The organism is Vreelandella sp. GE22, assembly GCF_968212445.1.
Genome location: NZ_OZ309110.1, coordinates 2,045,831 through 2,066,813, shown reverse-complemented (window position 1 = coordinate 2,066,813; position 20,983 = coordinate 2,045,831). Strand labels below are relative to the sequence as shown.

Sequence of the window (20,983 nt, the reverse complement as noted above, 5' to 3'; positions counted from 1 at the left end):
TCCTGACGCCCAAGGTCGAGAAGGTGCAGCAAAGCGACTCGGCCTTGGGCGTTACGTGTCTTCAAATCACTCATGGCGGCCAATCAGGTAGCGCCATGGACTCTATCGTTTGGAAAACGGTAGAGGTCCTTCATTTCTAACCTTCGGTTATGGGTAATGCGTACACTAATCCATTAAACCTTTGCTCGGGCCTGCGTGTTAGTCGGGCAGGCGCTTGCGTATGGCGTAAGACGACAGGCGGGGCGCTTAAAACGCGATGACCGCAGCGTTCGTCGGGCTGACCTTACGGTGGGTCACGCCATACCAATGAGCCGCCTCGAATATAACAGTAAAGCCAACCGCCAGCAATTGACGCAATGGCTCGAGCACTACGTTAGAATGGCGCTTTAGCCGGATATTGTAAAAACCGACCAGGAGCATGCGGCGATGGCCGAAGGGCGTGAAGTACAGTGGGTGGAGATCGCCCCGGAACAGGCGGGTCAGCGTATCGATAATTTTTTGATGACCCGTTTAAAAGGGGCGCCCCGCGCCTTGATCTATCGCATCGTGCGTAAAGGTGAGGTGCGCGTTAACAAAAAGCGCGTCAAGGTCGACTACCGGCTGACCTCCGGCGATCTGGTTCGAGTGCCGCCGCTGCGTTTGGCGCCCAGGGAGGCGCAAAAAGAGGTGAGCGACAACCTGCGCGACTTGCTGATCGGGAGCGTCATCATGGAAGGCCCGGACTGGATGGTACTTAACAAGCCTTCGGGGCTGGCGGTCCATGGCGGTAGTGGGGTGAAGATCGGTTTGATCGAGGCGCTTAGGCAGGTGCGTGATGACCTGAGCTTTTTGGAGCTTGTCCACCGGCTCGACCGCGACACGTCTGGCTGCCTTCTTCTGGCCAAATCCCGCGAGGCGCTGGTCACTTTAAACGAGTCGCTTAAAAAGCACGGCATGGACAAGCGCTACGTGGCGCTGGTCAGCGGGCGCTGGCCGGCGCGCAAGACCTACGTCAGTGCCCGGCTGGATCGTTATGATGCCGGTAACGGCGAGCGTCGCGTGCGGGTCGACCCGAACGGCAAGGTCTCGCGCACTCACTTCCAGGTGCTCGAAACCTTCGAGAAGGCCACGCTGATCGAGGCCGAGCCCGTGACCGGGCGCACCCATCAGATTCGCGTGCACGCCACTTACGCAGGCCACGCGCTTTTGGGCGATGACAAGTACGCCACTAAAGAGAGTAATTACATGACGCGCCAGCTCAAGGTCGAACGGCTTTTTCTTCACGCTCGCGCGTTGACCTTTCCCGAGCCGGGTAACGGGCGCCCGGTCACGGTAAAGGCGCCGCTGCCCGAGGCACTGGAATCCGCGCTTGCTCGCGCGCGCCGTTAAGGAGCGATCCATGCGCTATGAACTCATCATTTTCGATTGGGACGGCACGCTGATGAACTCGGTGCCGAAAATCGTCGCCTGTATGCAGGCCGCCGCTCTGGAAGCCGAGTGGGGCGAGCTCGCGGTGAGCGATATCGAAAACATCATCGGCTTGGGCCTTCCCGAAGCGATTGCGACTCTCTGCCCGGGCATTCGACCCGCCCAGGCCGAGACCCTCAGGCAGCGCTACTCGCACCACTTCGTACATCTGAACACCACGCCCATGCCGTTTTTCGACGGGGTCGAAGAAGGGCTCGAGCGCCTGCGCTCAACGCCCGGTCAGCGGCTGGCGGTGGCAACGGGTAAAAGCCGCCGCGGGTTGGACCGTATTTTTGAACAAACGCATAGCGGCGGTTTTTTTCACGCAAGCCGCACCGCCGACGAAACCCGCTCCAAGCCCCACCCGCAAATGCTCAACGAGCTTTTAACAGAGCTCGATGTCGACGTGTCGCGGGCGGTGATGGTGGGGGATACCGAGTATGATCTGGAAATGGCCCGCGCGATCGGTATGGATCGGGTCGGGGTGACCTACGGTGTGCATACACCGGCCCGTTTGAAAGCGAGCGAGCCCAAGTGGGTGGCACACAGCGTGGATGATCTCTTCAACTGGCTTGACGGCACCAGGCCGGCAACCTCGTAACCGACTGCGTACAGGAAACATGACGATGGCAACCGATAAAGAACAGCAGGACGGCCGGCCGCGGCGGCGCCTGGATGAGCAAGGCGCGGCGGATCGCTGGACCCAAGGCCCGGAAGTCAGCGCCGCCAAAGGCCAGGAGAGCACGGCCGGGGCAGCAAACGATACCAGCGAAACGCTTCGCGAGCGTCAGCGTCTGGCCCAGATCGAGATGATGGATCGCTGGATCGGCGGTGTGCTCACCGAACAGCGCCGCAGTCGGCGCTGGAAGCTCTTCTTTCGCCTATTGATCCTCTTGGTGGTGCTGTCGGTCATCTTCTTTACGGTGTATCGCGCCTTCTTTGCGGAATCCGGCAGCGCCGCGCCGACCCAGGAGCATCTGGCGCTTGTCGAGGTACGTGGTGTTATAGCGGGCGACTCACCGGCGAACGCTGAGCGCATCATCAAAGGGCTCAACCGGGCCTGGGAGGCCGACAGTGCCACCGCCGTGGTGCTGCATATCGACAGCCCCGGTGGAAGCCCGGTGCAGTCCCAGCGGGTCTACGCCGAAATCATGCGCCTTCGCGAGCAGGGCGATAAGCCGATCATTGCGGTCATCGAGGATATCGGCGCCAGTGGCGCCTACTACATTGCCTCCGCCGCCGATGTCATCGTCGCCTCGCCGGCGAGTCTGGTCGGCTCGATCGGCGTGATCTACGCAGGTTTCGGTTTTCAAGAGGCGATCGATCAGCTGGGTGTCGAGCGCCGCGTGATGACCGCCGGTGAGAACAAGGCGTTTTTGGATCCCTTTCAGCCAGTGGATGAAGACATTGCCGCGTTCTGGCAGGGCGTGTTGACCCAAACCCACCAGCAGTTCATCGACGACGTCGTTGCTGGCCGAGACGGCCGCTTGGTCGAAAACGACGAGCTTTTCTCGGGGCTTATTTGGAGCGGCGAGCAGGCCATGGAGCTTGGGCTGATCGACGAGCTGGCAAGCCTGGAACAGGTCGCCCGGGATCAGGTGGGCGAGGCGGTGTGGGAAGATTACACACCTCGCCTCGATCCGTTCGAGCGTCTTACCCGTCGCTTTACTGGGGCCGCGGCCGAGATTCTGGGCATTGAAAGCACTCAGTCGCCGCTGCGCTTTCAGGCGCGCTAACGCTAGCGCTCGCCGAGCGGGTCCATGCCCGCTTGGCGGAGAAGCCCGCAAAGCGCGATCAGCGGCAGGCCGATCAGCGCGTTGGGGTCGCGCCCGTTGAGTGATTCGAAAAGCGTGATCCCAAGTCCTTCCATACGAAAGCTGCCGGCGCTATCCAGCGGCTGCTCGAGCGCGACGTAGCGGGCGATTTCCGCCTCGTCGAGCGTGCGAAAGAGTACTTCGAAAGGCTCGACATGCACCTCGCTTTGGCCGGTTCGCGTGTCCAGCAGCGCAAGGCCGGTAAGAAAGGTGACTTTATTGCCGGAAAAACGGGCCAGGTTGGCGCAGGCGCGCTCGGCAGTGTGCGGCTTACCGAGAATCTCGCCGTCGAACAGGGCGATCTGATCCGAGCCGATGATCAAGTGGTGGGGGAAGTTCTGGGCAACGGCGCTGGCTTTGCCCAGCGCCAGCCGGCGCACCAGTGCCTCGGGCGCTTCATCAGCGTGGGGCGTTTCGTCTATATCCGGCGATAAGCACTGGTAAGGAAGCGCCAGACGGTCGAGAAGCGCCTTGCGAAAGCGTGAGCTCGAGGCGAGTACTAGGGGGGCGTTAGCGGTTTCGGGCACTGCATTCTCCATTGGGTAAGTGATGCGTTTAAACGATGCGCTCCCGCGCGTATGAGGCGGTGAGATAAGTGTTGGCTAAACGCATGCGCGTATAAATATTTTAATTAAAAGTGCTGGAGCGGCGGTATTTTACTGGTTTGCGCACAAAACAGCGAAGAAATGGCGGGACGGCTTTGACAGCGCCGCGGCGAGTGCCTATCATTGCGCGCCTATGTCGACCTCACAACTCCCCAGTCGGGTTGAGCCTTACAAGCTTGCAGCCCGCCACGAACGACTCGAAGGCCAAGTGGCGCTTGATAAGTTGCCACGTCTTGCCGAAGAGGCAGGCGAACAAACCGGCGAGTGCTATGCATCGCTCGAGTTTGGTATCGATGCCCAGGGTCGCCGTGAAATTCGTGGCCAGTTGCGCGCAACGCTTTCGCTTGCGTGCCGCCGCTGCCTGGTGCCGTTGAGCCAGGATGTCTCCAGCGACTTTCTTCTGGGCATGGTGTCCGACGAGGCGCTGGCGTCCGAGCTGCCTGCCAGTCACGAGCCCGTGCTGGTGGAGCGCGAACAGCTGGACCTGCTCACCGTGATCGAAGACGAGCTGATCCTTAGCTTGCCTCAGGTGGTCTACCACGCCGAGGAAGAGTGCTTTGTCTCGGCAGAGCAACTGGTCAGTAAAACCGACGGCGCGGACGAAGAGCCCGCGCCTCGATCGAATCCTTTTGCGGTGCTTGGCGCCTTGAAGGATAAAGATTCATCCGACGGTAAGAAATAAGCAGCACTTACCCATCCACTTTTGGAGTAACTACTCATGGCAGTTCAAAAGAACCGTAAAACCCGTTCCAAGCGCGGCATGCGTCGTAGCCACGATGCCCTGACAGGCCCGACGCTGTCTCAGGACAAAGAAACCGGTACGACACACCTGCGCCACCACGTCGCGCCGGATGGTTTCTACCGCGGTCGTAAGGTGGTCGAGGTATAAGCCTCGAGCCTCTTTCAAGCGGCAAAGCAGAGCCAGTATCCAGTGCGCCTGGCGATTGATGTCATGGGGGGCGATCAGGGCCCCCGCGCCATCATCGAAGGCTGTGCCAGAGCGGTGATTGAACGCCCTGACCTCGAGCTGGTTCTGTTTGGTCCGTCTCAGCACCTGGCGGCTGAGTTAGCACGTTTGCCGCGGCCCTTGGCTGCGGCAACGTCACGTTTGGCGGTCAGTAATGCGCCAGAACAGGTTTCGCCGGACGCCACGGCGGGCTGGGCGCTGCGCCATGGCAAGGCCACCAGTATGGCCGCCATGTTGCGCTGCGTGGCCGAAGGCGATGCCGTGGCGGGGCTAAGCGCGGGCAATACCGCCGCCCTGGTCGCCCTTGCCCGGCGCGAAATCGGGTTGTTCGACGGCCTTTCACGTCCGGCAATCAGCGCGTCCATTCCCAGCGGGCAGCAAAAGCGCTGCTATCTGCTCGATTTGGGGGCTAACGTGGATTCGCCGCCGGCCAGACTTTTCGATTTCGCCATCATGGGTGCGGCGATGGCGCAGTGTCTGGATGGGGTCGAGCGGCCCAAAGTGGCGCTTTTGAACGTGGGAAGCGAAGCCATGAAAGGCAGTGCCTGCGTGCGCGAAGCCGACCACGTATTAAAGCAGCGCAGCGCAGCGCTGGGTTTCGACTACTGTGGCTACGCTGAGGGTGATGCCATTTACCAGGGCAGCCTGGACGTCGTCGTCTGCGATGGCTTCGTCGGTAATGTGGCCCTCAAGGCCAGCGAGGGCTTGACCCGGATGCTGGCCGAGCGCGCCCGGGTGGCGTTCGAGTCACGCTTTCGCGCTCGCTTGGCGAGCCTGTTGATTCGGCCTTTATTGCGCCAGCTCAAGCAGGAGTTGAATCCGGTGCGCTATAACGGTGCGAGTCTTTTAGGGCTTAAAAAAAGCGTCGTCAAAAGCCATGGTAGTACCCAGGCCGATGGCTTCTACTACGCTATTGAGCGCACGCTGCACGAGGTGGCGCAAAATTTGCCCGCGCGGATCGAGCGCCTGCTAAACGAGCAGGGCGCACGCGTCTCGGGTACCACAACAACGCATTGATAGTTTATTGAATAGTTTATTGGCAGGTCCAGGCGGTGGCGCGGCAAGCGCTGCGTCGGCGCTGGTAATGCTGCCCATACGCTCGGATGAGCAAATGCCTACTAGAGCAAAGGTGAACGACATGTCTCAACCCCTTGCCCTCGTTTTTCCCGGTCAGGGTTCACAGCAGCTTGGCATGCTGCGCGAACTGGCCGAGCGCTATAGCGTGGTGGGAACGACATTTGAGGAAGCGTCAGACGCTTTGGGTTTCGATCTATGGAAAATCGTCCAGGATGGCCCGGAAGAGGCGCTCAATAAAACGGCATGCACTCAGCCGGCGCTTTTGACCTCGAGCGTGGCAATCTGGCGCGTGTGGCAAGAGCTCGAAGGCCCGCGTCCTGGCATCATGGCCGGCCATAGCCTGGGCGAGTACAGCGCCATGGTCTGCGCCGGGGTGATGGGATTTGCCGAAGGCGTGCGCCTGGTGCGCATGCGCGGCGAAGCCATGCAGGAAGCCGTGCCCGAAGGGGAAGGCGGCATGGCGGCCATTTTGGGCCTCGATGACAGCGCCGTCGAGGCAGCGTGTGAGAGCGTGGCTCGCAACGAGGTCGTCTCCGCGGTGAACTACAATTCGCCCGGTCAGGTGGTGATCGCCGGCAACAAGGGGGCCGTTGAACGCGCCATCGTGGCTTGTCAGGAAGCCGGTGCCAAGCGGGCGATGGCATTACCCGTGTCGGTGCCCTCGCACTGTGCATTGATGCGCCCGGCCGCCGAGCGGCTAAGTGATTACATGAAAGAGATCGAATTTCGCACGCCGCGCTACACCGTGGTTCAAAATGTTGACGGTCTGGCGCACTCCGATGTCGAAACGCTGCGCACTCGGTTGATCGAGCAGCTCTATCAGCCGGTGCGTTGGTCCACCTGTGTAGAGGCGATGGCCAGGCAGGGCGCGAGCGTATTCATCGAGTGCGGGCCGGGTAAGGTACTGACCGGGCTCAACAAGCGTATCGTGCGCGCAAGCAAAGGGCTTGCAGTGAACGACCCGGACTCGCTGGACCAGGCGCTCGAGCTTGCTCGCGAAGCATTGGCCGACAGCAGCGCCTAAGCGCTACACTGCACAAACTCTTAAATGGTTAAAGGCAAAGCGTTATGACCGAGGAACATCAGGAACGTAAAGTTGCGCTGGTCACCGGCGCCAGCCGGGGCATCGGTCGTGCCATCGCCCACGAGCTCGGCCGCCAGGGGCGAATCGTGATCGGCACCGCCACCAGCGAAGCCGGCGCCCAAAAAATCGACGACGATTTGAAAGAACAGGGTATCGATGGCGCTGGCTTGTGTCTGGATGTTACCGATCAGGCCAGCATCGACCAGGTATTGAAAGCGATCAACGAGCGCTTCGACGCGCCTACCATTTTGGTCAACAATGCCGGTATCACCCGTGATAACCTCTTGATGCGTATGAAAGAGGACGAGTGGGACGCGGTCATGGATGCCAACCTGAAATCCGTTTATCGTGTAAGTAAAGCTTGCCTTCGCGGTATGACAAAGGCACGCTTTGGGCGTATCGTATCGATCAGCTCGGTGGTGGCCACTATGGGCAATCTGGGCCAGACCAACTATGCTGCTGCCAAAGCAGGCATGGAAGGCTTTAGCCGGGCGCTGGCACGCGAAGTCGCCTCGCGGGCGATTACCGTAAACAGCGTTGCTCCGGGCTTTATCGCCACCGATATGACCGAGTCGCTGCCCGAAGCGCAGCACGAGGCGCTGTTAAAGCAGATACCTTTAGCACGTTTGGGCGGGCCCGAGGAAATTGCCGCCGCCGTCGGCTTTTTGACAAGTGATGCCGCCGGCTACATTACCGGCGAGACACTGCATGTCAACGGCGGCATGAATATGCGTTGATGGCTTGGGGTTGGCGGTTGCGTCGGCCCCGGGGCGTCTATAAACTACCCCGCAGCTTTTTGCTTGCGGTTTCCTATCTAGCTGGTTATCAATACGGCTAACTGTGAATGACTGGAGTACGTTGATGAGTACTATTGAAGAGCGCGTTAAAAAAGTTGTGGCTGAGCGCCTGAACGTGAAAGAAGAGGACATCCAGAACAGCTCTTCTTTTACTGAAGACCTGGGTGCTGACTCGCTTGACACCGTTGAGCTGGTAATGGCGCTGGAAGAGGAATTCGACACCGAAATCCCTGACGAAGAAGCCGAAAAGATCACGACGGTTCAAGAGGCCATCGACTACGTCAACGCCCATCAGTAAGGGTTTGGTCGACGCAGGAGCTTCGGGTAGTCGGTGACTACCCGGCGTGAAAAAAGCCGCCCTGGCTCAGGGCGGCTTTTTTTGTGTCGGAGGTTGAGTGAATTCACCCCACAATCTCCGTTATACTAGGCAAAATTTTTCAGCAATGGCCGTTAAGGGTCTTGTACCAAGGATGCCGGGAGGAGAGCTGATGGCGCGAAGAAGGGTAGTAGTCACCGGGTTGGGCCTGGTGACACCGGTCGGCAATACGGTCGAACAGTCGTGGGCCAACATCGTAGCGGGTAAAAGCGGCATAGCGCCGATCGAGCATTTTGATGCCAGCAGCTTCAATACGCGCTTTGGGGGCTCGGTCAAGGATTTCGATATCAGCGGGTATCTCAATCCCAAGGACGCCCGCAAGATGGACCTGTTCATCCAGTACGGCATGGCCGCGGGTAGTCAGGCCATCACCGATGCCGGTATCGAGTGCACCGACGAGAACGCCGCGCGCATCGGCGTGGCTATCGGTTCGGGTATCGGCGGTTTGCCAATGATCGAGCAGAACCACAATGCGCTCAACAAGGGCGGGGCGCGGCGAGTTTCGCCGTTTTTCGTACCGGGCTCCATCATCAACATGATATCGGGCAACATGGCGATCCAGCACGGCTTCAAGGGGCCGAACATTGCGATCACCACGGCGTGTACCAGCGGTACCCACAACATTGGTTATAGCGCGCGGACCATTGCTTACGGGGATGCCGACGTCATGGTGTGCGGCGGCGCCGAGATGGCCACGACGCCGCTGGGGCTTGGCGGTTTCTCCGCGGCGCGGGCGCTTTCTACGCGCAACGACGACCCCCAAGCGGCTAGCCGCCCCTGGGATGCGGATCGCGACGGTTTCGTGCTCTCCGATGGCGCCGGTGTGCTGGTGCTCGAAGAGTACGAGCACGCCAAGGCGCGCGGGGCGCACATCTACGCCGAGCTCTCGGGCTTTGGCATGAGCGATGACGCCTATCACATGACCGCTCCGCCGGAAGACGGCCGTGGCGCGGCGCTTGCCATGAGCAACGCCATCAAGGATGCTGCCATCGACCCGGAGAAGGTGGACTACATCAACGCCCACGGTACGTCGACCGCGGCCGGCGACCTGGCTGAAAGCCGGGCCATCGAGCGCGTGATCGGAAGCGCTGCGAAAAACGTGGCGGTCAGTTCGACCAAGTCGATGATTGGCCACCTGCTGGGGGCGGCCGGCGCGGTAGAAGCGGTATTCTGCATTCTGGCGATTCGTGACCAGATCGCACCGCCCACCATCAATCTGGATAACCCTCAGCCAGGCTGTGATCTCGACTACGTGCCCCACACGGCGCGCGAGATGCGCATCGACACCACGCTCTCCAACTCCTTCGGGTTTGGCGGCACCAACGGCTCGCTGCTGTTTACGCGGGTGTAAGCGTTCATGTCCGCCACCCAGGTGCCCGTTGACGACCGTGGGCTCGCTTATGGTGATGGGCTGTTCGAGACGGTGCTAATGCGTGCGGGCCAGCCGCTTTTGTGGTCTTACCACGTAAAGCGGCTGGCCCGCGGCTGTGAGCGCCTGCAAATTCCCATGCCAGCGCTTTCGGATCTAGAGGCAAGCTTTACCCGCGCCCCGGATAGCGAGCTTGAAGTGCTCAAACTCGTGCTGACCCGGGGCAGCGGTGGCCAAGGGTACAAAGCGCCGCTTCCACCCGAACCGAGGCTCTTGCTAAGCCGCCGACCGTTTACGGCCCCGGTAGAGCGCTGGCGCGAGGGTGTATGCGTGCGCCTTTGCGATCTCCGTTTGGGGCACCAGCCCCGCCTGGCGGGAATCAAACACTTGAATCGCCTCGAGAACGTGCTCGCGCGCCAGGAGTGGGAGTCCCCGGATATTCATGAGGGCCTTCTGGCCGACACGGACGGGCGCGTGATCGAGGCGATCAGCATGAACGTTTTTTGGTCCGACCAAAAGCGCTTTTACACCCCAGGGCTCGAGCGTTGTGGGGTGGCCGGTACGCTGCGTGAAGCGCTCGTCGAACGAGGCGCGGTGCTCGAGGGCGAGCTCGACGTTTGCGCGCTTGCAAACGTCGAAGGGCTTTGGGTGGGTAACTCCGTTCAGGGCGTTTGGTCGGTACGCACCCTGCTCGATAGCCGGGGCGAGGTGCTCAATACCTGGCGGGGAGGCGATGCTTCTCTTCAACGCCAGGCGCACCGCCTGTTGGGCTACCCTGAATCTTTTTGATACGAGGCTTTGAGTAACATGGTGAAACGGTTACTGACCGCAGGTTTGGTTCTGGTGGTGCTGGCCGCTGCCGTGTTGGCCGGTGGCTACGTGTACTGGCAAAGCCGCCTCAATGCGCCGGTGGCACTCGATGAGCCTACGCTCTACTACGTACCACCGGGGGCGGGGTTCAACCAGGCCCTTCGCGAGCTCGACGAGCAAGGCGTCGTCGATGACACCTGGGCATTCCGGCTATTGGCCCGGGTATCGCCGGAGCGCATACCCAGGCTGCGGGTGGGTGAGTATCGCATCACGCCGGATATGAGCGCGATGGAGGTCATGGAGCTTTTGGGAAGCAGTAACGTGGTTACCTATCGGCTTACCGTTCCCGAGGGGTGGACGTTTGCTCAGATGCGCGCGCGCCTCGATAGTGCCGAAAAGCTCGCCCACGAAACCAGCGGGCTGAGCGATGCGGAGGTCATGGAGGTTTTGGAGAGGGAAGGTACCTACCCCGAGGGCTGGTTTTTTCCGGATACCTACCGCTACCACTTGGGCATGAGCGACGTGGACATTCTGCGCCAGTCGATCGAGCGTATGGAGCGAATGCTCGATGAGGCCTGGCAAAACCGCGACGACGATCTGACGATCGATACGCCCTATGAGGCCTTGATCATGGCCTCGCTCATCGAGCGCGAAACCGGTGCGCCGGAAGAGCGCCGCGAAATCGCTGGGGTGTTCAAGCGGCGCATGGAGCAGGGGATGCGCCTGCAAACCGATCCGACGGTGATTTATGGCATGGGCGAGCGCTACGAAGGGCGTATTACCCGGGCGGATTTGCGCGAAGCCACCCCCTACAACACTTACGTGATCGACGGCATGCCCCCCACACCGATTGCCATGCCCGGTGCGGCTTCTTTGGAGGCGGCGGTGAACCCGCTGCCCGGCGAAACGCTCTATTTCGTATCGAAAGGCGACGGCACGCACCATTTCTCGCGCACGCTCAGAGAGCACAACAACGCCGTCAACCGCTATATTCGCAACCAGTAACGAGAGGGCGCCGGGCAAGCCCCGGCGCTGGAAAGCTATTTTATGAGGTTTCAATGACCGAGCGCGGGCGCTTTATTACCCTGGAAGGGGGCGAGGGAGTGGGCAAGTCCACCAACGTCGCGTTTGTGGCCGCCTGGCTCGAGGCGCAGGGGCTCGAAGTGGTCTGCACGCGTGAACCCGGTGGCACACCGGTTGCCGAATCGATCCGCGCGCTACTGCTGGCCACCACATTCGACGAGCCGCTGCACACCGACGCGGAGCTTCTGCTCATGTTCGCCGCTCGGGCCCAGCACCTGGCCGAGAAAATAATTCCGGCGCTTAAGCGCGGGGCCTGGGTGGTCTGCGACCGGTTCACCGATGCCACCTTTGCCTACCAGGGCGGTGGGCGCGGCATCGATGTCCAGCGTATCGAAATCCTCGAGCAGTTCGTCCAAAAAGGGCTAGCGCCGGATTTGACCCTGCTGCTGGATATGTCCCCCCAGGCGGCCAAGGATCGCCTCGAGGGGCGGCTGCGCGCTGAAAATACCCAGCGCGACCGCTTCGAGCAGGAGCAGGCGGACTTTTTCAGCGCGGTACGAAGTGCCTACCGGGCCCGCGCCGATGCCAGCCCCGAACGCTTTGCGGTGATCGATGCGGAACAGCCGCTCGAAAAGGTCCAGGCCGCGCTTGAAAACGCGCTGACCGAACGGGTGCTACCATGGCACTAGCGGATCTGCTTCCCTGGCATGGCGAGGTATGGCAGCAGTTCACCCGGCTGGCCGAGGAGGGGCGCATGCCCCATGCGCTTCTTTTAAGCGGCGCTCACGGGGTCGGCAAGCAGCAGCTGGCCGAGGCACTGGTCGCGCGCACGCTCTGTGCGCACCCCGAAAACGGCCAGGCGTGTGGGCACTGCCACAGCTGCAGTATGCTGGCCTCGGGCTACCACCCGGATTTGATGCGTATTGCGCTCGATGAAGGCAAGCGCCAAATCCGTATCGATCCGATTCGCGAGGTCAACCGCTTCGTTCACCAGACCGCTCAGCAGGGCGGCTATCGAGTGATCGTGATCAGCCCGGCGGAGGCCATGAACAGCGCCGCCGCCAACGCGCTGCTCAAAAGCCTCGAAGAGCCCGGCGAAAGAACGCTGTTCATTTTGCTGTCGGACGTGCCGTCGCGGATGCTGCCGACGATCCGTTCGCGCTGCCAGCAGTGGTCGCTACCCAATGTGGCCTTTGAGCGCTGCCAGGGCTGGCTGACCGAGCAGTTGGGCAGTGAAGAGGCACATTTTTGGTGGCAGGTCTCCGGCGGTCTGCCGCTTTTGGCCGTGGAACTTGCCGCCCCGGACGAGCGCGCGCTGCGCCACCAGATCCACGACAGCTTCGAGCAGCTGGTGCGCGGCGCCGAGCCGGTTTCCGAAGCGGCCAGGCTCGATCGTCAGGCGATCGACGCCATTCTATGGTACGGTATCGCCTGGCTCGAAGACCTGATTCGGCTGGGGCTGACCGGGCAAACCACGGCGCTTCATAACCCGGATTTGGAACCTCTTTATCGCCAGGCGGTGAAAAACGCCCGTGTTCAGGACTGGTTTAGGCTTCTGGACTACGCGCGGGAACAACGTCGGCTCCTTTTTGTCGGCGCCAACCCCAACCCGCAGCTGGTGCTCGAAGCCTGGCTGGTACGCTGGTCGGCGCTTTTACGCTCCTGACCAGGAGCCGAGCCGCTACCCGTCTCTACCGCCGCCCACTGTCCAGGAGGTATCGATGACCGCTCAAAAAGCGCTTTCGCTAACGGTGCCGGATATTCCCACGCTGCTATCGGCCTACATGCCTTATTTAGAGCGAGGCGGCATATTCGTGCCCGTCGAGACGTTCTATAGCCTCGGCCAGGTGGTGCATCTGCTGATAACCCTGCCCGGTGAAAGCGAACGGCTCAGCGTGACCGGAAACGTCGTATGGGTTTCGCCGGCCGGCATCAGCGGGCGTCGCATGGCGGGCATCGGGGTCCACTTTAGCCATCAGGACTACCCGGTGCGCGACAAGATCGAAACGTTATTGGCCGGCCAGCTGGATAGCGCGCCGGCTTCGTTTACCCTCTAGCCACGCCTTTCTATCGCTTTTATCTGCTCCACTGTTTATCGAGGCCCGAATGTTTGTTGATTCGCACTGCCACCTGGACCGTCTCTCGGAAAGTACCCACGGCGGCGACGTCGATGCCGCGCTCGATGCGGCGCGCGCGGCACGCGTCAATCAGTTTTTGGCCATTGCGGTGACTCTCGACGATATGCCCGGGCTGGCTGCGCTTTCGCGCAAACACCAGGACGTGGCGATCTCCGCGGGGCTTCACCCGCTGGCAAGCGTCGAGGTCGAGCCGAGTGTCGAGGATATCAAGGAGGCCGCCGAGCAGTACGGCGTCGTGGCCATCGGCGAAACCGGACTCGATTACCACTACCGCGAAAGTGTCGGTGTCGAGGTGCAGCACGAGCGCTTCAAGCGCCACCTGATCGCCGCTACCGAGCTCGAACTTCCCGTGGTGGTGCATACCCGCGAGGCCAAAGAGGATACGCTGGCGCTGCTTCGTGCTCACACCGACCCAAGTGTGGCCGGCGTACTGCACTGCTTTACCGAAGATATCGACATGGCCCGCGAAGCGATACGGCTGGGGTTTTATATTTCGCTGTCAGGCATCATTACCTTTGCAAGCGCTGCCTCGCTCAAAGAGCTTGCCCGGGCGCTGCCGCTGGACCGGCTGTTGATCGAAACCGATAGCCCCTATTTGGCCCCCGTACCTCACCGCGGTAAGGCCAACGAGCCCGCCTGGGTGGTGGAAGTCGCCGAGTGCATCGCCGCAGAGCGCGGCATCAGCGTCGACGAGGTCGCCATGCAAACCACGGCCAACTTTTACCGGCTCTTTCGCGGCGCCGTGCCCGACGCTCCGGCCCATGTCCAACAGGCGCTAGCGCAATCCGGCCTGGTTTGAACCATACTCGAGTCACGCTTACACCATGCGGTTGAGGACGCCATGAATATCGATCGACTGCTCAAACATCAGCCCGCTACTGCGAATATTCCGCCGGTGGATCAGTGGCAGCCCGCGCTTTCCGGCGATATCGATATCGTCATTCAAGCCGACGGCAGCTGGCGCCACGAAGGCACCGGCTTTGCGCGCCCGGAGATCCCGCACCTGCTGGCGCGCCTGCTGCGCCGGGATGAGGCCGGTATTTGCCTGGTGACCCCGGTCGAGCGCTGGCGGGTCACCGTTGAAGACTGCCCCTTCGTCATCGTCGAGGCGGATTTCAAAGAGGGCGCCTGGTGGTTCACCACCCAGTTCGACGACGTCGTCCGCCTGGACGACGTGCACCCCATGACCTTGAGTGCCGCGCCGAATGGCGACTGGATGCCGGAAGTCGCCATTCGCTTTGGTCTGACCGCGCGGCTTCATCGCAACGTGTTCTACCGGTTGATCGACCAGGCCCTCCTCGAGGAGAGCGCAGCGGGGCAGCGGCTTTGCCTGGAGAGCGCCGGTCAGTACTACCCCTTGGGCGAGCTGGACAGCGCTTCAAGTACCGATAGCGAGACGCCGTGAAGTTAACCCCGGAACAGCACGCGGTCGTTGGCCACGTAAACGGTCATGCGCGCGTCGCCGCGGTGGCCGGTGCGGGTAAGACCACCACCATGGCGGCGCGGGTGCTGCAGCTACTCGAAAACGGGGTGGCGCCCAAACGGATACTGGTGCTGATGTTCAACCGCTCCGCCCGGGAGGACTTTCAGCGCCGTCTGGCGAGCATGGCCCCTAAAGGGCAGCCGCTACCCGATGTGCGCACCTTTCATTCGCTGGGCCACCGGCTGACCCAAAGCCTTTGCCGCTGGGGGGCGCTTGCCTCGCGACAGCTGCTCTCTGCGGACTGGCAGCTAGAGCGGCTGCTGCGCCAGGCGAGCTTGAACGTACTGGCCGACCAGGCCGAGCGCCGCGATACGGCCCTGGACGCGGACCGCCTGGAAACCCTGGCCCACTTCTGCGGGCTGGTCAAAGCCGATATGTGCACGCCGGAGGCGCTCTTCGAGCGGCTGAATCTCGACGACGAGAGCGACTACTTTCCCGACGCTTTTCACGAGGCAGAGCGGCTTTTGGAAAGTCACGCCCTGATGACCTACGCCGATCTGCTCTACCGGCCGCTTCGCGCGCTGGAGGCGGACGCCTCGCTTAGAGGCCGCGTCGAAGGGTTTCTCGATCACGTCATCATCGACGAGTACCAGGATATCAATACCGCTCAGCAGCGCCTTTTGAAGGTGCTGGCCGGGCCGTCGGCGAGCGTGATGGCGGTGGGCGATGCCAACCAGTGTATCTACGAGTGGCGCGGGGCGCGGCCGGACACCATGCTCGAAAACTTCACCGCCACCTTCGGCCGCGCCGCCGACTATCCACTATCGACCACCTTTCGCCATGGCCACGCGCTGGCGCTGGCCGCCAATCACGCCATCATGAACAACGTTCGCCGGCCCGACCAGCTCTGTCTGGCCGCCCCGGCAAGCGCGGCGACCCATATTCACGCAGGCCAGGGCACGCGGCTTTTACTCGACGCGCTGAGCGACTGGCAGGCGAAGGGGCGGCGTTTCGACGAGGCGAGCCTGCTGGTGCGCAGTTGGGCGCTGTCGGTGCCGTTTCAGCTGGCGCTTTTGCAGGCAGGTATTCCTTTCCGGCTGCTGCGCGAGGACCGTTTCGTGTTTCGCCTGCCCCTGGTGCAGGCGCTGGCGGGCTATCTGAAACTCGCGCGCCGTCCGGCGCTTTTGCACGACCCGGCCCAACTGCTCTTGCTTTTGGCCCAGCCTACGCCTTTCGTGGCCCGCGAGCGGCTAAGCCAGCTGGCGCACCAGCTAGCGGCCACCCAAACCTTTCCCGAGCGCAGCGACCCGATCATCGCATCGCTCAAGCCGATTCAGCGGCGCACGCTCAAAAAGCGTTGGGAGCTTCTTTGTGAGCTGCCGCGCCTTAGTGCCTGGCCCCCGGCGAAGCTTTTACAACACGTGGTGACCACCATCGAGGCGGAAAAGACGCTCAAGCGGGCCGCCGCGCGTCGTGACAAGGGCGAGGAGGACGTGCGTCTGCTCGACGTGCTGATCGAACAGGCGGAAAGTGTCAACGATCCGGATGCCTTTATCGAGCTGCTCGAGCGCCCGGTGGAGAACCAGGCAGGCGGGGTTTTGATCAGCACCGTACACGGCGCCAAGGGGCTCGAATGGCCGCTGGTGGCCGTGGCCGGGGTCAACGAAGAGGATTTTCCGCACTACAGCCGCGATAACCCGCTAAGCGACGAGCGCCTCGAGGAGGAGCGGCGGCTTTTCTACGTGGCGATCACCCGGGCTCAGCAGCAGCTTTTGATCCTTCATGATGGCGGCGCCCACCGCCCGAGCCGCTTCATTGGGGAGAGTAGCTGGTCGGACAGCGTGCGCATCGCCCAGGCGCTCGATCATGGAAACGCCCCGGAAATGCCGCTTCAGGTGAGCGCCAAAGCGCTCATCGAGCGCTACTTGAAGCGCCTGGGGCGTGAGGATATTACGTTGGCCTGCGCCGAGGTCAACGAGTCGAAAGGCGCTTATCAAACCCTGGCCGAGTTCTACCCCGGGCAGAAGCTGCGCCACGAGGTGTTCGGTGAAGGTGAGGTCGCCGCCGTGGAGGGGAGTCCAGGCGATCCGGTGATCGATGTGCGCTTCGTTCAGGCCGGGCGGCGCCGTTTGATTGCCCGGCGCGCGCCGATTACCTCCCTCGACCCCGTTGGGCCGGCCTGACCGGGCCGGCCGCATCACGCTTACATATTGGGGTAGTTGGGCCCGCCGCCGCCTTCCGGTGCCACCCAGGTGATGTTCTGAGCCGGGTCCTTGATATCGCAGGTCTTGCAGTGCACGCAGTTTTGGAAGTTGATCTGAAAACGCGGCTGGCCCGCCTCGTCTTCCACTACTTCGTATACCCCTGCCGGACAGTAGCGCTGCGCGGGCTCGGCGTATTTGGGCAGGTTGTGCTCGATGGGAATCGAAGGGTCGGTAAGTTTCAGGTGGCAGGGCTGATCCTCTTCGTGGTTGGTGTTGGATAAAAACACCGACGAAGATTTATCGAAGGAGAGCTTGCCGTCGGGTTTGGGGTAGTCGATCTTTTCGAACTCCGCCGCCGGCTTGAGCGCGCCGTGGTCGGTCACCGTGTCGCGCAGGATCGGCAGCTTGTTGCCGACCAGCTGGTTGACGAAGTTGAACGCGCCGCCACCGACGTTGCCGTATTTGTGCATCGCCGGGCCAAAGCTCGCGTTCGCCTTGAGCTCTTCATACGCCCAGCTCGCTTCCCACCGGTCGTTGAAGCCGGTCAGCTCATTGGCGCCTTCGTCGCCCGCCTTGACCGCCTCGAAAACGCTTTCAGCGGCCACCAGACCTGACTTCATGGCGGTGTGGATGCCCTTGATCTTGGCGAAATTGAGCGTGCCCGCATCGCAGCCGATCAAAAGCCCGCCGGGGAAGGTCATGCGGGGCAGGCAGTTGAAGCCCCCTTTGGTGATCGCCCGAGCGCCGTAGGCCACGCGCTTGCCGTCTTTCAGGTACTGGGAAAGCGTGGGGTGGTGCTTCATGCGCTGGAATTCATCGAAGGGCGAAAGCCAGGGGTTCTGGTAGGCCAGGTCCATGATCAGCCCAACGACCACTTGCTGGTTTTCGGCGTGGTAAAGAAACCAGCCGCCCTGGGTCGAATTGTCCAGCGGCCAGCCGGAGCCGTGCAGGACAAGACCTGGCTCGTGCTGCTCGGCGGGTACGTCCCAAAGCTCCTTCAAGCCGATACCGTAGTGCTGCGGGTCGCGCCCTTCGTCCAGCGAGAACTCCTCGATCAGGCGCTTACCCAAATGCCCGCGGGAGCCCTCGGCGAAAAGGGTGTATTTGGCGCGAAGCTCCATGCCCGGCATGTGGCCATCCTTGGGCGTACCGTCCGCGGCCACCCCCATGTCGCCGACCACGATGCCGCGCACTGCGCCGTCTTCGATGATCACCTCTTGGGCGGCGAAGCCCGGGAATATCTCAACGCCCAGCGCCTCGGCCTGTTCGGCCAGCCAACGGCACAGGTTGCCTGCACTGATCACGTAGCGGGTCTGGTCGCCGCCGGTGTTATGCATGCTTTTGGGCACCAGCGCATGGGGCAGCTTCCAGCCTTTCTCGCTATCCTTCAAAAGGTAGACATCGTCCCGGGTTGCCGGGGTGTTGAGTGGCGCACCGCGTTCTTGCCAGTCGGGGAAAAGCTCGTTAAGCGCGCGGGGCTCGAATACGGCGCCGGATAGAATGTGGGCGCCTACTTCCGAGCCTTTTTCCACCACGCATACGCTTAGTTCTTGTTCGGCTTCGTTGGCTTGCTGCATCAGTCGGCAGGCGGCCGCCAATCCTGACGGCCCCGCACCAACGATGACAATGTCCATTTCCATGACATCGCGCTCTGCGTTTTCCACCTGGTCTCTCCTTATTCTCATAAGGCCCGTATCTTATGAAAACACGGCCTTGATTCTAAACGGTCATTTGCTTCTGGTTATACTCAATGATAGGCATAATACCCGTGTCAGGTCACCTCTACGATGGTCCGCCCCGTATTTATCGGTGTTGTGGGCGCTTTAGGCGCAAAGCCTGGCGCCTTGCTGAATAGAAGACGACAGCCCGTTTTTATTCAAAAATGCTGATCGACGGGTATTGTGACGCGTTGACTGGCTGTGGCACATTGATCTGAAGCCGATCTATCAAACGCTTGAATGAATTTCGCCGAACGCCCGCATCATGGCGCCTCGGCGCTGCTGTTAGCCTACGCGTGCCGATAGCGCGCAATGCCAACGCCGGGCCACGCTTGTCCAGGTCGAGGCTTTTACCCCAAGCCAAGCGAGGAAACTATGAAAGTATTGGTCGCGGTGAAACGCGTCATCGATTACAACGTGAAAATCCGCGTGAAGGCGGACCATTCTGACGTGGATCTCACTAACGTCAAAATGGCCATGAATCCCTTTTGCGAAATCGCCGTGGAAGAAGCGGTGCGCTTGAAAGAGAAAGGCGTGGCCACCGAAGTCGTGGCCGTTACTATCGGCCCCAAGGCCGCTCAGGAGCAGCTGCGCACGGCGCTGGCGCTGGGCGCTGATCGCGCGATCCAGATCGAAACCGACGAGCGCGCCGAGTCGCTGGCCGTCGCCAAACTGCTGGCCAAAGTGGTCGAGGAAGAACAGCCCGGTCTTGTGATTCTTGGCAAGCAGGCAATCGACACCGATAACAACCAGACTGGCCAGATGTTGGCCGCGCTCACCAACATGGCCCAGGGCACCTTCGCCTCCGAGGTGGTCGTGGATGGTGACAAGGTCAACGTGACCCGCGAAATCGACGGCGGCCTGCAGGTCGTTGCGCTCAAGCTTCCGGCAATCGTGACCACGGACCTGCGGCTGAACGAGCCGCGCTACGCCAAGCTCCCCGACATCATGAAAGCCAAGAAGAAGCCGCTGGATGTAAAAACGCCGGCGGACTACGGCGTCGAGATGGCATCGAAAGTGAGCCTCGTCAAGGTCGAAACACCGGCAGAGCGCAAGGGCGGGGTGAAAGTGGCCTCGGTGGACGAGCTGATCGATAAGCTCAAAAACGAAGCCAAGGTTCTTTAACCGCCGCGTTCACCCGTTTTTAAGGAGTCATCCATGAGTATTCTGGTACTTGCCGAGCTGCACGAAGGCCAGCTCGCCAGCGCAACTGCCCACGTCGTGGCCGCTGCCCGCGAGATCGGCGGTGATATCGACGTACTGGTCGCTGGTGAAAACGTACAGGCCGCAGCCGACGCCGCGGCCAAGCTCGACGGCGTCAGCCGCGTGCGCCTGGCCGACCACAGCGTTTATGCCCACCAGCTCGCCGAGCCGCTGGGCGCGCTTTTAGTCGCCCTCGCCGACGACTATACCCACATTCTAGCCAGCGCCTCGACCACGGGTAAAAACGTGCTGCCGCGCGTCGCCGCGCTCAAGGACGTCAGCCAGCTCTCCGAGATACTGGCGGTCGACAGCGCCGATACGTTCAAACGTCCGATCTACGCCGGCAACGCCATCGCCACGGTAAAAAGCGACGACGCGCTGAAAGTCATGACCGTGCGCACCACCGCGTTCGACGCGGTGAGCGAGGGCGGCAACGCCGCGATCGAGGCAGTGGAGACTGTCGTCGAGAATACCCAGTCGCAGTTCGTCAGCGAAGAACTGGCCCAGTCCGATCGCCCCGAGCTTGGTGGCGCCAAGGTGGTAATCTCCGGCGGGCGCGGTATGGGTAACGGCGAGAACTTCAAACTGCTCGACGGCATCGCCGACAAACTGGGTGCTGCGGTCGGTGCGTCCCGCGCCGCGGTGGATGCAGGTTATGTACCCAACGACATGCAGGTGGGCCAGACCGGCAAAATCGTCGCCCCCGATCTGTACATCGCGGTGGGTATCTCCGGGGCGATTCAGCACTTGGCCGGTATGAAAGATTCAAAAGTGATCGTTGCGATCAACAAGGACGAAGAAGCGCCGATCTTTCAGGTCGCCGATTACGGCCTGGTAGGCGATCTATTCGAACTCTTGCCGGCGCTCGAAAGCAAGCTTTAGGCCTGCCATCTTGCCGCCCATTTTAGCCGGCTGCTTTGCAGCCGGCT

Annotated in this window: 22 protein-coding genes; 20 read left to right on the top strand and 2 right to left on the bottom strand. The window is 61.5% G+C overall.

Annotated elements, in window-relative coordinates; all coding sequences use genetic code 11:
* The first annotated feature begins 426 nt into the window (after nt 1-426).
* Genes ACWHRL_RS09900 through sppA form a run of 3 tightly spaced genes read left to right on the top strand, consistent with a single transcriptional unit; the run spans nt 427 to nt 3,182 of the window.
* A complete protein-coding gene (locus ACWHRL_RS09900) occupies nt 427-1,368 on the top strand; it encodes an RluA family pseudouridine synthase (protein ID WP_447893519.1) in 942 nt (313 codons plus the stop codon).
* Between the two features lie 10 nt (nt 1,369-1,378).
* Nucleotides 1,379-2,047: an HAD-IA family hydrolase gene (locus tag ACWHRL_RS09895; protein WP_447893518.1), complete on the top strand. Its 669-nt coding sequence runs from the start codon at nt 1,379-1,381 to the stop codon at nt 2,045-2,047.
* Between the two features lie 25 nt (nt 2,048-2,072).
* Complete coding sequence (sppA, locus tag ACWHRL_RS09890) at nt 2,073-3,182, top strand: signal peptide peptidase SppA (RefSeq protein ID WP_447893517.1); 1,110 nt, start codon at nt 2,073-2,075, stop codon at nt 3,180-3,182.
* A 2-nt stretch (nt 3,183-3,184) separates the two neighbouring features.
* Here the strand turns inward: sppA and ACWHRL_RS09885 are convergent, their stop codons facing one another.
* Nucleotides 3,185-3,787 carry a Maf family protein gene (locus tag ACWHRL_RS09885; RefSeq protein WP_447893516.1) on the bottom strand — a complete coding sequence of 201 codons (603 nt, stop codon included), beginning with the start codon at nt 3,785-3,787 and terminating at the stop codon, nt 3,185-3,187.
* Between the two features lie 211 nt (nt 3,788-3,998).
* On the opposite strand from ACWHRL_RS09885, the gene ACWHRL_RS09880 reads away from it, so the two are divergent.
* From ACWHRL_RS09880 to ACWHRL_RS09810, 15 genes are all read left to right on the top strand, one after another.
* Nucleotides 3,999-4,547: a YceD family protein gene (locus ACWHRL_RS09880; protein WP_447528986.1), complete on the top strand. Its 549-nt coding sequence runs from the start codon at nt 3,999-4,001 to the stop codon at nt 4,545-4,547.
* A gap of 36 nt (nt 4,548-4,583) precedes the next feature.
* Nucleotides 4,584-4,754, top strand: coding sequence for a 50S ribosomal protein L32 (rpmF, locus tag ACWHRL_RS09875; RefSeq protein ID WP_447528985.1), 171 nt, complete (start codon nt 4,584-4,586; stop codon nt 4,752-4,754).
* Nucleotides 4,755-4,796: 42 nt separating this feature from the next.
* Nucleotides 4,797-5,849 (top strand): phosphate acyltransferase PlsX, encoded by a 1,053-nt coding sequence (plsX, locus tag ACWHRL_RS09870; protein WP_447893515.1) that lies wholly within the window; start codon nt 4,797-4,799, stop codon nt 5,847-5,849.
* Nucleotides 5,850-5,970: 121 nt separating this feature from the next.
* On the top strand, nt 5,971-6,933 hold the full coding sequence (gene fabD, locus ACWHRL_RS09865) for an ACP S-malonyltransferase (protein ID WP_447893514.1): 963 nt from the start codon (nt 5,971-5,973) through the stop codon (nt 6,931-6,933).
* Between the two features lie 44 nt (nt 6,934-6,977).
* Complete coding sequence (gene fabG, locus ACWHRL_RS09860) at nt 6,978-7,730, top strand: 3-oxoacyl-ACP reductase FabG (protein ID WP_447893513.1); 753 nt, start codon at nt 6,978-6,980, stop codon at nt 7,728-7,730.
* A gap of 124 nt (nt 7,731-7,854) precedes the next feature.
* Nucleotides 7,855-8,088, top strand: coding sequence for an acyl carrier protein (gene acpP / locus ACWHRL_RS09855; RefSeq protein ID WP_008956801.1), 234 nt, complete (start codon nt 7,855-7,857; stop codon nt 8,086-8,088).
* A gap of 190 nt (nt 8,089-8,278) precedes the next feature.
* A complete protein-coding gene (gene fabF / locus ACWHRL_RS09850; protein ID WP_447893512.1) occupies nt 8,279-9,517 on the top strand; it encodes a beta-ketoacyl-ACP synthase II in 1,239 nt (412 codons plus the stop codon).
* Between the two features lie 6 nt (nt 9,518-9,523).
* A complete protein-coding gene (gene pabC, locus ACWHRL_RS09845; RefSeq protein WP_447893511.1) occupies nt 9,524-10,324 on the top strand; it encodes an aminodeoxychorismate lyase in 801 nt (266 codons plus the stop codon).
* 18 nt (nt 10,325-10,342) lie between these two features.
* On the top strand, nt 10,343-11,350 hold the full coding sequence (mltG, locus tag ACWHRL_RS09840; RefSeq protein WP_447893510.1) for an endolytic transglycosylase MltG: 1,008 nt from the start codon (nt 10,343-10,345) through the stop codon (nt 11,348-11,350).
* A gap of 53 nt (nt 11,351-11,403) precedes the next feature.
* Complete coding sequence (gene tmk / locus ACWHRL_RS09835; RefSeq protein ID WP_447893509.1) at nt 11,404-12,057, top strand: dTMP kinase; 654 nt, start codon at nt 11,404-11,406, stop codon at nt 12,055-12,057.
* Nucleotides 12,048-13,034 carry a DNA polymerase III subunit delta' gene (locus ACWHRL_RS09830; protein ID WP_447528977.1) on the top strand — a complete coding sequence of 329 codons (987 nt, stop codon included), beginning with the start codon at nt 12,048-12,050 and terminating at the stop codon, nt 13,032-13,034. Before tmk ends, ACWHRL_RS09830 begins: the two co-directional genes overlap by 10 nt.
* Nucleotides 13,035-13,089: 55 nt before the next feature.
* A complete protein-coding gene (locus ACWHRL_RS09825; RefSeq protein ID WP_447528976.1) occupies nt 13,090-13,425 on the top strand; it encodes a PilZ domain-containing protein in 336 nt (111 codons plus the stop codon).
* 49 nt (nt 13,426-13,474) lie between these two features.
* Nucleotides 13,475-14,305 (top strand): TatD family hydrolase, encoded by an 831-nt coding sequence (locus ACWHRL_RS09820; RefSeq protein WP_447893508.1) that lies wholly within the window; start codon nt 13,475-13,477, stop codon nt 14,303-14,305.
* Nucleotides 14,306-14,347: 42 nt separating this feature from the next.
* Nucleotides 14,348-14,911, top strand: coding sequence for a DUF1285 domain-containing protein (locus ACWHRL_RS09815; RefSeq protein WP_447893507.1), 564 nt, complete (start codon nt 14,348-14,350; stop codon nt 14,909-14,911).
* On the top strand, nt 14,908-17,112 hold the full coding sequence (locus tag ACWHRL_RS09810; protein WP_447528973.1) for an ATP-dependent helicase: 2,205 nt from the start codon (nt 14,908-14,910) through the stop codon (nt 17,110-17,112). Before ACWHRL_RS09815 ends, ACWHRL_RS09810 begins: the two co-directional genes overlap by 4 nt.
* A 20-nt stretch (nt 17,113-17,132) precedes the next feature.
* Here the strand turns inward: ACWHRL_RS09810 and ACWHRL_RS09805 are convergent, their stop codons facing one another.
* Nucleotides 17,133-18,797, bottom strand: a complete 1,665-nt coding sequence (locus ACWHRL_RS09805) for an electron transfer flavoprotein-ubiquinone oxidoreductase (protein ID WP_447893506.1) — start codon at nt 18,795-18,797, stop codon at nt 17,133-17,135.
* A 429-nt stretch (nt 18,798-19,226) separates the two neighbouring features.
* Here ACWHRL_RS09805 and ACWHRL_RS09800 point away from each other — a divergent pair, with 429 nt between their 5' ends.
* Together ACWHRL_RS09800 and ACWHRL_RS09795 are read left to right on the top strand one after the other, a co-directional pair.
* Nucleotides 19,227-19,976, top strand: coding sequence for an electron transfer flavoprotein subunit beta/FixA family protein (locus ACWHRL_RS09800; protein ID WP_447893505.1), 750 nt, complete (start codon nt 19,227-19,229; stop codon nt 19,974-19,976).
* A 33-nt stretch (nt 19,977-20,009) separates the two neighbouring features.
* Complete coding sequence (locus tag ACWHRL_RS09795; protein WP_447893504.1) at nt 20,010-20,936, top strand: electron transfer flavoprotein subunit alpha/FixB family protein; 927 nt, start codon at nt 20,010-20,012, stop codon at nt 20,934-20,936.
* Nucleotides 20,937-20,983 lie beyond the last annotated feature (47 nt).